Here is a 14,667-nt window from a genome sequence, read left to right on the forward strand (position 1 = left end):
TCACCCGCGCGGGCTGGCGGCCGGAGGCCACCACTTACAGGGCCCGCGGAGCGCGCCGTAGCGGCGGGTCACCGCTGAAGGGTCAGAGGCCGTTTCCTGGAGGGCCGTCAGCCGAAGTGCGGCGGGTGGCCGGCCACGGCGGTGCCGTAAAGGAGCTGAAAGCCGGCCACGGCGGTGCCGTGAAGCAGCATTCAGAAGAGGGTCGGGTTCTCGGGCTCGATGCCGCGGAGAGAGTCGTAGTCGAGGGTGACGCAGTCGATGCCGCGGTCGGAGGCGAGGACGCGCGCCTGGGGTTTGATCTCCTGTGCGGCGAAGATGCCGCGCACGGGCGACAACAGGGGATCGCGGTTGAGCAGTTCGAGGTAGCGGGTCAGTTGTTCGACGCCGTCGATCTCGCCCCGGCGTTTGATCTCGACGGCCACCGTCGCTCCGAGCCCGTCGCGGCACAGGATGTCGACGGGCCCGATCGCCGTCATGTATTCGCGCCGGATCAGCGAGTAGCCGTCGCCCAGCGTGGTGATGTGCTCGGCGAGCAGCTCCTGCAGGTGGGCTTCCACGCCGTCCTTGATCAGCCCGGGGTCGACGCCCAGCTCGTGGATGGAGTCGTGGAGGATCTCCTCCATGGTGAGGACGAGCTTCTCGCCGGTCTTGCCGTGGGTGACCGTCCAGGTCGCGCCGTCCTCCTTGAGCTTGCACGGCGGGTTCATCCAGTTGAGCGGCTTGAAGGCGCGGTCGTCGGCGTGGATGCTCACGCTGCCGTCCGCCTTGATCAGCACGAGTCTCGGCGCCATCGGCAGGTGGGCCGTGAGCCGTCCGACATAATCCACGCTGCACCGCGCGATGACCAACCGCATGACGCCCCACCTTAGCGGCTCTGGAAAACTGGTCGCATGGCGTTCGAACGGGTGGGTGTGGCCGGGCTCGGCACGATGGCGGGCACCGCTGCGACGGCGAGAGCAGGGGCGGCCGCCGGCGTGAGGGGTTTTCCGCGCCGATGAGCCCGCGTCGTGCCCGCCGCAGGGAGTCCTCCCGCCCTTTCGGCTTCCCGACGGGCCTGGACAAGGTGGAGGAATGGCCCGACGGTTCCTGGAAAGTGCGCATGCTGACCGGCTCGTCCTCCACGAAAAACTACCGTTGCCCGGGCTGCGACCAGGAGATCCGCAGCGGCACCCCGCACATCGTGGCCTGGCCGGCCTGGCCGGGCGGCGACGAGGAACGCCGTCACTGGCACCAGGCCTGCTGGCGTAAGAGACTCGACCGCGGCCCAGGCCGCAGCCGTTACTGAGAGGACCCATGGTGGAGATTCGCGCGGCGACCGTGCTGCCGGCCCGGCGAGAGCCCATCGAGTTGCACACCGGCGACGGCTTGACCCTGGTCGGCGAGCTGGCCCTGCCCTTAGACCGGCCTCCCGCGGCCACGCTTGTCACGCTGCATCCGCTGCCCACTCACGGCGGTTTCATGGACAGCCATGTCTTCAAGAAGGCCGCCAACCGGCTGCCGGCCCTCGCCGACCTGGCGGTGCTGCGCTTCAACACACGCGGCACCTCGTCGGAGCGCGGCACCTCTGAGGGCACGTTCGACGGGGGCCAGGGTGAGCGGTTCGACGTCGCCGCGGCCCTTGAGTACGCCGAGTTCCATGATCTGCCGCACGTGTGGGTGGTCGGCTGGTCGTTCGGCACCGAGCTGACGTTGAAGTGGGCGCACGATCCCCTGGTAGAGGGCGCGATCCTGCTTTCGCCTCCGCTTCACCGGGCCACGGACGACGACCTGGACGCCTGGGCGAGGTTCGGCCGGCCGCTGGTCGCCCTGGTGCCGGAGTTCGACGACTACCTGCGGCCCGAGGAGGCGCGTGAGCGGTTCGCCCGGGTCCCGCAGGCTGAGGTCGTCGGGGTCGACGGGGCCAAGCACCTGTGGGTGGGGGAGCCGTACGTGCGCGTCGCGCTGAACGAGATCGTCAGGCGGGTGAACCCGGGGGCCTGCCCGCTCCCGACGGAGGTCTGAGACCGCCTTGGCGGATACCTCCATGTGTGCAAGATCACTGAAGATTTTTTTGAGCAGAATGAGCAGAAGTCTGGACCAATCGAATCAACCGGGGTGAGAATCCGATCGTCAACCGAAGATCGGGGAGGCCGGGTGCTCTCGTCCCGCGCGTAACCCCTGCTCAGTGTGGGCGAGGAACGTATGCGGGTGATCCGTGGAGTGGCCGCAGCGGCGTTATCGGCGACGATCCTAGTGGTTCCTCAGGGGGCGTCCGCGCAGCAGCAGCCGCTGCCGGTGGCAGCCCCTTCGGACGTCACGCAGAACGTCCGGGCGGACGTCCCCGCGGAGACCGAGGGGGCCGCGCTCGTGATGGCCCGGCGCGCGGGCGAACCGGTCGAGGTCGGGTCGATGCGCAGTGAGACCCGCCAGGTGTTCGCCCAGCCCGACGGCAGGCTCACCATGGAGATGCACGTCCGGCCCGTACGCGTGCGCAAGGGCGACCGCTGGGTCCCCGTCGACACGACGCTCCGCGTGCGCCCTGACGGCGCGGTCGAGCCGGTCGCCACGGCGGCCGGCATGACGTTCTCCGGCGGAGGCAGCGGCCCGCTGGCCGACCTGTCACGCGGAGGCAAGTCGATGCGGCTGGGGTGGACGGGCCCGCTGCCCAAGCCGACGCTGCAGGGCGACACCGCCACCTACGCCGAGGTCATGCCGGGCGTGGACCTCCAGGTCACCGCGGACGTGGACGGGTTCTCCCATCTCCTGGTGGTCAAGTCGCGGGCCGCCGCGGCCGGGCTGACCGAGCTGACGTTCCCGCTGTCGGTCTCGGGCCTGTCGCTGAAGGCCGACAAAGCGGGCAACCTGGAGGCGGTCGACGACAACGACGGCACGATCTTCGTCGCGCCCACCCCGAAGATGTGGGACTCCGAGGGCATCACGAGCCCGCAGGCGCTCAAGGAGGGCCGCTCGCCCGAGGCGAGGGAGGCGACGATGGACGTGCGGCTGGCGGGCGGCCGGCTGCGGCTCAGGCCCGACAGGGACATGCTGACGGATCCGGGGACGCGCTTCCCCGTCTACCTCGACCCGTACTTCTCCGCCGCCCGCAACGCTTGGACGGCCGTCTGGAGCAACTGGCCCAACTCCAACTACCTCAACTCCAGCGACGTCGCCAGGGTGGGCCACGTCGAGTCGCAGAAGAACCGCTCGTTCTTCCAGATGAACACCGGCTCGGCCATCCACGGCAAGGAGATCCTCAAGGCCACGCTGCGCACGTACGAGACGTGGTCGTACTCGTGCAGCGCCCGCAAGGTCGAGGCGTGGGCGACCAACACCATCAGCAAGAGCACCACCTGGAATAAGCAGCCCAAGTGGGTCACCAAGCTGGACACGAAGAACGTCGCCAAGGGCTGGGGACCGAAGTGCCTGCCCGGCGGGGTCGAGTTCGACGTCACCCCGCAGGTGGTCGACGCCGCCGCCAAGAACTGGCCCAACGTCACCATCGGCCTGCGCGCGACCAGCGAGACCGACCAGTACGCCTGGAAGAAGTTCAGGAACAACCCGAGCCTGGTCATCGAGTACAGCTCTGCGCCCGACGCACCCGTGGCCGCGGACCTGTGGTCGGACCCGGGCGGCGCGTGCGTCTCCGGCGACGGCCGCCCGGTGATCGGCACCGACACGCCCAAGTTGTGGGCCAAGCTGACGGACGCCGACAACTCGGTCAGGGGCCGGTTCGAGTGGTACGACGACGGCGGGGTGAAGTCGGGCGAGTTCGTCACCCCGCTGGGCTCGTCGGGCGGCGCGTTCTCCGCGACCATCCCGAACAGCCTGTTCTCCGACGGGGCGCTGATCCGCTGGCGGGTGCGCGCCGAGGACGGCACGGCCACCAGCGCGTGGAGCCCCTGGTGCGAGGCCACCGTGGACGCCACGGCCCCCGGCAAGGAGCCGCAGGTCTCCTCGCCCGACTACACGGAGAACGGCTGGAGCGACGGCGTGGGCCTGCCAGGTACGTTCGCGTTCGCCCCGAACGGAGTCCCCGACGTCGCGGCCTACCTGTGGGGCCTCGACACGACCCCCAAGGCGGAGACGCGGCCCGCCGCTGACGGCACGGCCTCGATCGTGCTCACGCCGCGCCACAGCGGCCCCAACGTGCTGGCGGTGCGCAGCAAGGACCGCGCCGGCCACCTCGGCCCGATCCGCACCTACGTCTTCAACGTCAACACCGGCAGGTCGCCGAGCGGGCACTGGACGATGGACGACGGCCAGGGCGCCGTGGCCGCCGACGCCACCGGGGCCCACCCCGCGACGCTGCACGGGGCCACCTGGACGTCCGGCAGGACCGGTTCGGCGCTGGCGCTGGCCGGCACGTACGCCCAGACGTCCGGCCCTGTCGTCGACACCTCACGCAACTTCACCGTCAGCGCCTGGGTCCGCCTGACCGGCACGGCCGGCTCCGCGACGGCCGTCACCCAGGAGGGCGGCCGGACGGGGGCGTTCGCGCTGCAGTACGCCAAGGCCGACAACCGCTGGGCGCTGAGCCTGGCGGGCGCGGACGCGGACGGCGCGACGGCGACCCGGGCCCTGTCGCAGGCCGCGCCCCGGCTCGGCGAGTGGACCCACCTGACCGGCGTCCACGACACGGCGGCCGGCCAGGTCTCGCTCTACGTGAACGGCAGGCTGGAGTCCACGGTCGCCGTCTCACCACCATGGAACGCCACAGGCCCCCTGACGATCGGCCGCGGAAGGGTCGGCGGGGCGGCTTCGGACCACTGGCATGGGGACGTCGACGAGGTGCGGGTGTACGCCCGCGCCATGTTCGCCGACGAGGTCGCCGATCTGGTCAACAGCGCTGCCACGCTGGTCGGCCACTGGAGGCTGGACGAGCGGTCCGGCTCGTCGGCCGCCGATTCCTCGGGCCGGGCGACCGCCGCGTCGTTGTCCGGAGCCGCCTCGTGGACGGACGGGTGGCTGGACGGCGCGCTCGCGCTGGACGGCGTCGACGGCCACGCCCAGACGAGCGCCCCGGCCGTCAACACCAGGACGGGCTTCACCGTCGCCGCCTGGACCCAGCTCGACTACCTTCCCACCCGCGCCGCCGCGGCCGTGGCCCAGACCGGCAGCCGCGCCGCCGGTTTCCAGCTCGGCTTCGACCAGGGGCGGTGGGCCCTCGGCATGGCCGCCGCCGACACCGACGACGCCGCCCTCGTACGCACCCGCTCGGACGCCGTTCCCGTCCCCCTGGAGTGGACGCACGTGGCCGGCGTGTACGACTCCCTGGCCGGTGAGCTGCGCATCTACGTCAACGGCCGCCTGTCCACCACCACCGTGACCGACCACATCAGTGCCTGGAACGCCACCGGCCCGCTGCATCTGGGCCGGACCAGGACCGCGGGTGTCCTCACCGGCTACTGGCCGGGTGCCCTTGACGACGTCCGCACGTACGACGGTGTGCTCAGCGCCGAGCAGATCGCTCAATTGGCTGCCCAGTAAGTCCCCGACCGACCCAGTAAGCCCCCCTAGCAGCACCTCACTGGGAGAGATCATGGACCCGCAGAGCGAGTTAGACCTGCCCGAATCCCGCTGGAATCGTTTTCAACAACCCAGCGAACCGGGCAATCCAGACATCCCAGACTCCTCATGGAACAGGCTCGTCGAGCCGAAACCGGAGTCCCGCTGGCCGCGACGGCTGGCCACAGTTCTCTCGATCGTCCTCGTCGTGCCCATGGCGTACGCCATGCCCGCCCACGCCGAACCCCGGCAGGCCCCGTCCGTGCAGAAGGAGACGCCGGTCAAGGGGGAGAAGGTCCCGGTACGCCCGCCGATGGCCGACCCGGTGCAGAAACAGGCGTGGCAGGCGCCACCGGGCGTCTCCTGGCCCAAGCCGCAGACGGCCGAGCTCGGAGGCGCGGGCGCGAAGACCCAGGCGGCCGGCTTCCCGGTACGGCTGGCCGCGCGGAAGGGCGTGAGCGCGGCGGCCCCGGTGAAGGTCGAGATCCTCGACGCCGAGGCGACCGGCCGGCTGGGCCTGGCGCTGCGCGTCTCGCCCGGCGAGGGGGCCACGGCCAAGGCCGCCGAGGCCAGGACCCGCCTGGAGATCGACTACTCCGGCTTCCGCCACGCGTACGGCGGCGACTACGGCGCCCGGCTCCGGGTCGTCGAGCTGGCGGAGTGCGCCCTCGACGCCAAGGCCACCGGCTGCCCCCAGCCGCAGCCGGTCAAGAGCGAGAACGACACCAAGGCGGGCACGCTGACCGCCGAGGTGGCCACGGCCGGCCTGTACGCCGTGACCGCCGCCGCGTCGGGCCCGTCGGGCGACCACGCCGCCACCGGGCTGGCCCCCTCGGCCAACTGGAGCGTCGGCACCCAGTCGGGCGACTTCAGCTGGACGTACGACATGCGCACGCCTCCCGCGCTGGGCGGCGAGGAGCCGGACCTGTCGCTCGTCTACTCCTCGCAGAGCGTGGACGGCCGTACCGCCTCCACCAACAACCAGCCGTCCTGGGTCGGTGAGGGCTTCGAGCTGAACCCCGGCGGCTACATCGAGCGCCGCTTCAAGTCCTGCATGGTTGACGGGAAGAAGACCGGCGACCTGTGCTGGGACCAGGACAACGCCACCCTGTCGCTCGGCAACTCCTCCATGGAACTGGTCAAGGACGCCGCCACCAAGCAGTGGCGGCCCAAGCGTGACGACGGAACCAGGATCGAGCAGCTCACGGGTGCCACCAACGGCGACAACGACGGCGAGTACTGGCGCGTCACCACCGCCGACGGCACGCAGTACACGTTCGGGCTCAACCGCCTGCCCGGCTGGGTGAGCGGCAAGCCGGAGACGAAGTCTGCGCAGACGGTGCCGGTGTTCGGCAACGACAAGGGTGAGCCGTGCTACTCCGGCACCCCGGCCAACGCCTGGTGCCGGCAGGCGTACCGGTGGAACCTCGACCTCGCGGTGGACCCGCACGGCAACGCCACCAGCTACTGGTACGCCCAGGAGAGCAACTACTACGGCCGCCACATGAAGCCCGAGCAGGGCACCCAGTACGTGCGCGGCGCCTACCTGACCCGCATCGACTACGGCTACCTGAAGGGCGAGCTGTTCACCAGGGCGCCCGCCGCCCGCGTGGTCTTCGACGTGGCCGAGCGCTGCCTGCCCAGCGGCACGGTCACCTGCGCGGCCGACCAGCTGAAGAAGGACACCGCCAAGCACTGGCCGGACGTCCCGTTCGACCAGATCTGCAACTCGGGGCAGAAGTGCACCGACCGCCTGGCGCCGACGTTCTTCAGCCGCAAGCGGCTGGCCAAGGTCACCACGCAGATCCTCAACGGCTCCGGCCAGTACGCGGCGGTGGACTCCTGGACGCTGGCCCACCAGTTCCCCGCCACCGGCGACGGCATGAGCCCGGCGTTGTGGCTGGCCTCGATTCAGCAGACCGGCCACGTGGGCGGCACGATCACGCTGCCCAAGACCACGTTCATCGGCGTCCAACTGCCCAACCGGGTCGACTCGGACGAGGGCCGCGCCCCGCTGGTCAAGTGGCGGGTGCAGGCCGTCAACAACGAGTCCGGCGGTGAGCTGCGCGTCCACTACTCGGCCGCCGAGTGCGAGCCCGGCAAGCTGCCCGCCGCCGACAAGAACGACAAACGCTGCTATCCGCAGCGCTGGGCCCCGCCGGACGAGGCCCAGGTCACCGACTGGTTCCACAAGTACGTGGTGACGCAGACCGTCGAGGCGGACCGCGTCGCGGGCTCGCCGAGCGTGGTCACCGACTACGAGTACCTGGGCGGCGCCGGCTGGCGCTACGCCGACAACAACCTCGTCAAACCCGAGCACCGCACCTGGGCCGACTTCCGCGGGTTCGGCCGCGTCCGGGTCCGGCAGGGCGACGGCCAGGACACCGAGCGCACGCTCACGGAGTTCCGCTACTTCCGCGGCTTGCACGGTGACAGGCAGGCCGACGGCTCCAAGCGCAGCGCGCAGGTCGAGGACACCGAGGGCGGCAAGCTCGACGACCTCGACCAGCTGGCCGGGTTCGAGCGTGAGGAGATCCTTTACGACGGCGACGGCGGGCCCATCCTGACCTCGACCGTCGAGGAGCCGTGGTCGCTGAAGACCGCCGAGTCCACGCAGGGCGGCATCACCAAGACCGCGCACATCGTCGAGGCCAAGTCCATGGTGACCCGGACCGCCCTGGGCGGGGACAAGTGGCGGCGTACCGGTGAGGAGCGCGCGTACGACGCCAAGGGCCTGCTCACGCAGGTGGAGGAGAAGGGCGACCTGGCCGCCGCCGGCGACGACCAGTGCACCCGCTACACCTACGCCCGCAACGACTCGGCCTGGATGCTCGACTACACCAGCAGGATCCAGAAGGTCGCGGCGAGCTGCGACACCGCCGTGTCCACGCTCTCCGCCGCGGAGGTGATCTCGGACGAGCGGGTGCAGTACGACGGCAAGGCCTTCGGCGAGGCCCCGAGCAAGGGCGACGTGACCCAGGTGCAGCAGCTCGTGTCCGGGGACGGCAAGACGATCACCGACCGCGCGCACACCTACGACGCCTACGGCCGCGAGACCAGCGAGACCGACGCGGCCGGCACCCGATCCGTCACCACCTACGTCCCGGCCGCGGGCGCCCCCGCGACCGAGGTCCGGCAGACCAACCAGCTCGGCCACGTCGAGCGCACCCTCCTCGAACCGGCCTGGGGTGAGCCGGTCACCGAGATCGACGCCAACAACCGCCGCGTCGACATGGAGCACGACGCGCTCGGACGCCTGGTCAAGGTCTGGCAGCCCGACCGCAGCAAGGCCGCCGGGCAGTCGCCCAGCACGGAGTACTCGTACCTGATGCGCAACGACGGCCCCAGCGTCGTCACCACGAAGACGCTGCGCGCCGACGGCGGCTACACGTCCAGCCACGAGCTGTACGACGGCCTGCTGCGCGAGCGCCAGACCCAGGAGCCCGCGCCCCGAGACGACCAGACGGACGACCCCGCGCTGCGTGAGGGCCGCACGATCACCGACACCTTCCACAACTCGCTCGGCGAGCAGTACAAGTCGAACACCGGTTACTTCGCCACCGGGGAGCCCTCCACCGAGCTGCTGGCGGTGGCCGACGCCGACGTGCCGACACAGGTCGTGTCGTCGTTCGACGGCTCAGGCGACGTGACCACCCAGGTCCTCAAGGCGAAGGGCGTGGAGAAGTACCGGGTGAGCGCCGAGCAGGAGGGCGACAGGATCCACGTGACGCCGCCGCCGGGCGGCACGGCGACCACCCGCATCGGCGACGCCGAGGACCGCCTGATCGAGCTGCGCCAGTACAAGGGCGCGACCCCGACCGGCGAGTACGAGTCGACGAAGTACACCTACGACCACGCCGGCCGGCTGGCCACGGTGACCGACCCGGCCGGGAACGTGTGGCGCCACCACTACGACATGCGCGGACGGGAGATCAAGACCGAGGACCCCGACAAGGGCGTCACCACGATGACGTACAACGACGCCGACGAGGTCGTGTCGACCACCGACGCGCGCGGCAGGACGCTCTGGTACGTCTACGACGAGCTGGGCCGCAAGAAGGAGCTGCGCGACGGCTCGGCGACCGGCCCGCTGCTGGCCGAGTGGAAGTACGACGGCCTGGCCAAGGGCCACCTGCACGCCACCGTCCGCTACGTGGGCGGGCAGGCGTACAAGGCGGAGATCAACTCCATCGACACCGACTACCGCACGCTGCGCCAGACGGTCACCATCCCGGAGCGTGAGGGCAAGCTGGCCGGCTCCTACCAGCTCAACACCCGCTACACGCTCGACGACCAGGTGCAGTCGGTCAGCTTCCCGGCCGCCGGCGGCCTGGAGGAGGAGTCGGTCGTCTACGGCTACGACGAGCTCGGTCAGCCGGCCAGGGTCACCGGCCTGTCGACGTACGTGAACACGACCCGCTACTCGAAGCTGGGCGAGACCCTGCAGTACGAGCTGGGCTCGGGCAACAAGAAGACCTGGCTCACCTACACCCATGACGAGTCCACCCGCAGGCTGACGAGCATGCGGCTGGACAGGGAGGGCGCCGCCGACACCGATCTGGACCTGAACTACTCCTACGACGCCGTCGGCAACATCACCAAGATCGCCGAGCGGGCCGGCGGCCAGGACACGCAGTGCTTCACCTACGACCACCTGCGCCGCATGACCTCGGCGTGGACGGCCACCGACGACTGCGCCTCCGGCTCCCCGCGGTCCGGCGCGATCGGCGGTGTGGCCCCGTACGCGGTCAGCTACGCCTACGACGTCACGGGCAACCGGATCAAGGAGGCCAAGCACGCCTGGGGCGGCGCGCCCGAGACCGTGCGCACCTCCACCTACCCGAAGCCGGGCGAGCAGCGGCCGCACGCGCTGCTGAGCGCCGGGTCGGACCTGTTCGAGTACGACGCCACCGGCAACACGACCAGGCGCAAGGTCGGCGGCTCCGACCAGACCCTCGTCTGGGACGCCGAGGGCAACCTGGAGTCGGTGACGGAGGCGGGCAAGACGACGTCCTTCGTCTACGACGCGGACGGCGAGCGGTTGATCCGCAGGACGCCGGCGGACGCCACGCTCTACGTCGACGACATGGAGTTGCGCTTCGACTTCGCCAAGGACGCCGTCGAGCAGACCCGCTACTACACCATCAACGACCAGCCCATCGCGGTGCGCACGCCGGACGACCAGGTGTACTTCCTGGTCAACGACCATCAGGGCACCGCGCAGGCGGCGGTCAACGCCGGCAACGGCGACCTGGCCGTACGCAGGCAGACGCCGTTCGGCGAGGACCGGGGCTCGCCGCCGCCATGGTGGCCGGGCCAGCGCGCCTTCGTCGGCGGCACCAAGGATCCGACGACCGGGCTCATCCACCTCGGGGCCCGCGAGTACGACGCGCGCAACGGCCGTTTCCTGTCGGTGGACCCGGTCATCGACGACCTCGACCCGCAGCAGCTCAACGCCTACGCCTACGCCAACAACAGCCCCGTGACGATGAGCGACCCCGACGGCCAGCTGTTCTGGTTCGCGGCCGGCATCGCGGCCCGTCTCGCGATCCGGTGGGCGGCCAGGCGGGCGGCCCAGGCGGCCGCCAGGCGGGCGGCGCTGGCCGCGGCCAGGCGTGAGGCGGCCAGGCGGGCGGCGATCGCGGCGGCCCGGCGCCGTGCCGCGGCGCTGGCGAGGAAGAAGGCCGCGGCGGCGGCCAGGAGGAAGGCGGCTGCCGCGGCGCGCAAGCGGGCGCTGGCGGCGGCGCGCAAACGAGCGGCGGCCAAGGCCAGGAAGGCGAGGGAGGCGGCGGCGCGGCGCCGTGCCGCGGCGGCGGCACGGAGGAAGGCGAGGAAGGAGGCCCGCGAGGCGGCGGCGAGAAGGCGTGCCGCGGCGGCGGCCAGGGCACGGAACAGGCGCGCCGGCCGGGTCCCGCGCGGCATCCAGCGGGCGCGCTCGCGCCCGGCGAGCCGGCCGACGAGCCACCGGTCGACGCAGCGGCAGTCGCCGCCGAAGGTGAACAGGAAGCCGGCCCAGCCACGGCCGAGCCACATCTGGCGCAACGACGGTACGCAGCAGCCGACCCAGTCCTACACGGTCTACGGCAACGGCCGGATGTACCCCCAGGGCCGGCCTCCGTCGAACGTGGGCCGTCCCAGCGGCAGCGGACAGGGTGAGAAGCAGATCTTCAAGCCGGAGAAGATCGAACCGGAGAACACACGGCCCGGCACGATCGCCGAGACGGGCGGTCGGGTCACCCGCTGGATCGACCAGGGCGGCCTGGGAGACGCCCTGGACATCTTCCTCGGCGGCTTCTGATCCCTGACCCGGTGCGAGGGCCGGCCCGTGGCTGAGGGCGGCTCTCGCACCGGCCGTACCGCGTCCGTAGAATGACGTTCGGTTCCCGGGTGGAGGAGGCGGCGTGAGCGCGTTCGATCTCAGCGGCAGGCAGGCCTTGGTCACCGGGGCGTCCAGGGGGATAGGGCGGGCCATCGCGCTCGCCTACGCCGAGGCCGGGGCCGACGTGGCGCTCGTGTCCCGGTCGGCCGACGTTCTGGCCGAGATCGGCGAGCAGATCGAGGCGCTCGGCAGGCGCGCGCTCGTCGTCCCCGCCGACCTCACCGACCGCGACGCCGCCGCGGCGGCCGTGGCGGCGGCGATCGACGGCCTCGGCCATCTCGACGTCATCGTCAACAACGCCGGCGGCTCCAACTTCATGGTCGAGTTCAAGGACCTGCGGCTGCGGGGCTGGGACAAGATCATGCGGCTCAACCTCGACACCGCCATGGCCGTCTGCCACGCCGCCGCGCCGCACCTGCTGGAACGGGGTGGCGGCGCGGTCGTCAACGTGGCGTCGATGGCTGCGCTCGGGGCGCCCTTCCTGGCCCCGTACGCAGCGGCCAAGGCCGGGCTGGTGGCGTTGACGAAGACGCTGGCCGTGGAGTGGGCGGCGGCCGGGGTGCGGGTCAACGCCCTGTGCCCGGGGTGGACGGCGACCGACCTCAACCGCAACCTCTGGGAGGACGACGCCGCCAACGCGGCCACGGTGTCGGGCGTGCCCATGCGGCGGTGGGGGACGGCGGAGGAGATGGCGCAGCCGGCTCTGTTCCTGGCGAGCGCGGCGGCGGCGTACATGACGGGGCAGGTGTTGTTCGTCGACGGGGGAGCCACCGCTGTCGACGGGTAGGGTGCGACGGAAATATGGCCTTTGGGTGACTCTGGGGTTGTTGAGGGGGAAGCGGTCGGGGTTAACGGGGATATCGTCCTATGACATTGAGTGATTGTCGCCGTGAACCGGGTTACCGTGGGGCCCGTGCAGCTCTATAAGAGATCGGCCGGGACGGGGATCCCGGTGGTCCTGCTCCACGCGTTCCCCCTGTCGTCGGCCATGTGGCTGGCGCAGCGGGAAGGGCTGGCCAAGGTCTGCCGGGTCATCACACCTGATCTGCGGGGCTTCGGCGGTTCGCGGCTGGGCGACGACGAGCCGTCACTCGACCTGATGGCAGACGACGTCGCCGGGCTGCTCGACGATGAGGGCATCGACAGGGCGGTGGTCGGCGGGCTGTCCATGGGCGGCTACGTGACCATGGCCTTCTGCCGCCGGCATCCCGACCGAGTGCTCGGCGCGATACTCGCCGACACCAAGGCGGGCGAGGATCCGCCGGCGGCCAGGGACAACAGGGAGCGCATCGCCAGGGCCGTGCTGGAGGAAGGCAGCGAGGTGCTGGTCAGCGAGGTGCTTCCGGCGCTCATCGGGCCGACCACCAAGGAGCGGCGGGCCATGGTGTTCGGGCGGGTCAAGGGGCTGCTTCAGTCGGCTCCGCCGGGCGCCGTCGCCTGGGCCCAACGGGCGATGGCCGCGCGGCCGGCCTCGTTCGAGACGCTGCGGGCGCTGAAGGTGCCGCTGCTCGTCGTGGTGGGAGAGGAGGACGAACTGTCACCACCCGCCGACGCCGAGGAGATGGCCCGCACCGTACCGGAAGGACGGCTGGAGATCATTCCGAAGGCCGGTCACCTGAGCGCGGTAGAGCAGCCGGAGGCCTTCAACACCGCGGTGATGGAGTTTCTCAGGGCGGAACTCGGCGGGCGTGGCTGAGGTTCGGAGGATCGCCCCAGGGATCCGGCTCGGCGGGCCTGAGCGCGCGGCTCAGGCCCTGGCCTGGCGGGGCAGCACCACCTCACGGATGATCAGTGAGATCGCCGCCGCGACCGGGATGGCCAGCAGCGCGCCGACGATGCCGAGCAGCGCGCCCCCGAACAACGCGGCGATCACCGTCACGGCCGGCGTCACGTCCACCGAGCGCTTCATCACCCTCGGGTAGATGAAGTAGTTCTCGACCTGCTGGTAGAGCACGAAGAAGACCGCGCACGCGATTCCCGCGGGCACCGACTGCAGCAGCGCGACCCCGCTCACGAACACCGCGCCGATCGTGGCGCCCACCAGCGGCACCAGGTCCAGCATGGCCACCACCAGAGCGAGCGCCAGCGCGTAGTGCACGCCCGCGATCGACAGGAAGATCCAGGCCACCACGCCCGCGATGACCGAGATCAGCACATTGCCCGCCACGTAACCGCCGATGCCGGTGAGGATCTCCTCGCTGATCGCACGCGTACGCTGCCGGCGCGAGGCCGGCACCAGCTTGAGCAGGTAGTCCTTGATCGTGTGCAGCGAACCGAGGAAATAGAGCATGAGCACCAGCAGCGTCACCGTGGTGAACACGCCGTTCAGCACCACCAGGCCGGCACCCATGATCCCTGTGGCCAGCGACGGCCCGAGCGTGCTCGTCACGAACGTCCGCAACTGCGGGAGGAGCTGGTAGTCGGCGTCGAGCTGGCGCAGCGTCGGATGGCTGCTCAGCTCGGTGATGTAGCCGGGCACCGCCTCGATGAACTCCGACAACTGCTTGCTCACGGGCGGCACCACGGCCAGCCCGAACAGCACGAACGCCACGATGACCCCGGTGAAGACGATCGAGATCGAGGCGCGCCTGGCCAGGCCACGGCGCTGCAGGGCCTCCACGGCCGGGTTGAGCCCGACGGCCAGGAACATCGCCACCACGACCAGGATGATCGTACTCATCGAGTTGACCACCATCTGGGCGATCGCGATGGCCGTCAGCACCCCCAGCCCGCCGACCAGCCCGAACAGGAACGGGCCCCGGGCCAGCGGCTTGCCCGGCAACCCGTACGGCTGCGCCCCCGCC

The 14,667-nt window shown here is 70.9% G+C and carries 8 protein-coding genes; 6 read left to right on the forward strand and 2 right to left on the reverse strand.

Annotated elements, in window-relative coordinates; genetic code table 11:
* Positions 1–191: 191 nt before the first annotated feature.
* Positions 192–854, reverse strand: a complete 663-nt coding sequence (nucS, locus tag GUY59_RS30440; RefSeq protein WP_138200059.1) for an endonuclease NucS — start codon at positions 852–854, stop codon at positions 192–194.
* Between the two features lie 140 nt (positions 855–994).
* Here nucS and GUY59_RS30445 point away from each other — a divergent pair, with 140 nt between their 5' ends.
* From GUY59_RS30445 to GUY59_RS30470, 6 genes are all read left to right on the forward strand, one after another.
* Entirely contained in the window at positions 995–1,285 is a 291-nt protein-coding gene (locus GUY59_RS30445) for an ATP/GTP-binding protein (protein WP_132331940.1), read from the forward strand.
* Positions 1,286–1,296: 11 nt separating this feature from the next.
* The gene (locus GUY59_RS30450) at positions 1,297–2,001 is read left to right on the forward strand and encodes an alpha/beta hydrolase (protein WP_132331981.1); all 705 of its coding nucleotides are present in this window, start codon (positions 1,297–1,299) and stop codon (positions 1,999–2,001) included.
* A gap of 273 nt (positions 2,002–2,274) precedes the next feature.
* Complete coding sequence (locus GUY59_RS30455; protein WP_252374870.1) at positions 2,275–5,466, forward strand: LamG-like jellyroll fold domain-containing protein; 3,192 nt, start codon at positions 2,275–2,277, stop codon at positions 5,464–5,466.
* 232 nt (positions 5,467–5,698) lie between these two features.
* Positions 5,699–11,782, forward strand: coding sequence for an RHS repeat-associated core domain-containing protein (locus GUY59_RS30460; RefSeq protein WP_236667653.1), 6,084 nt, complete (start codon positions 5,699–5,701; stop codon positions 11,780–11,782).
* A gap of 103 nt (positions 11,783–11,885) precedes the next feature.
* A complete protein-coding gene (locus GUY59_RS30465; RefSeq protein WP_138200062.1) occupies positions 11,886–12,650 on the forward strand; it encodes an SDR family NAD(P)-dependent oxidoreductase in 765 nt (254 codons plus the stop codon).
* Positions 12,651–12,776: 126 nt separating this feature from the next.
* Positions 12,777–13,559 (forward strand): alpha/beta fold hydrolase, encoded by a 783-nt coding sequence (locus GUY59_RS30470; RefSeq protein WP_165959534.1) that lies wholly within the window; start codon positions 12,777–12,779, stop codon positions 13,557–13,559.
* A gap of 51 nt (positions 13,560–13,610) precedes the next feature.
* Here GUY59_RS30470 and GUY59_RS30475 read toward each other — a convergent pair.
* Positions 13,611–14,667, reverse strand: a 1,057-nt coding sequence (locus tag GUY59_RS30475; protein ID WP_161714776.1) for an AI-2E family transporter, incomplete at its 5' end; no start/stop codon positions are given.

The sequence above is a fragment of the Nonomuraea sp. K271 genome (genome assembly GCF_009908215.1).
Taxonomy (GTDB): Bacteria; Actinomycetota; Actinomycetes; order Streptosporangiales; family Streptosporangiaceae; genus Nonomuraea; species Nonomuraea longispora.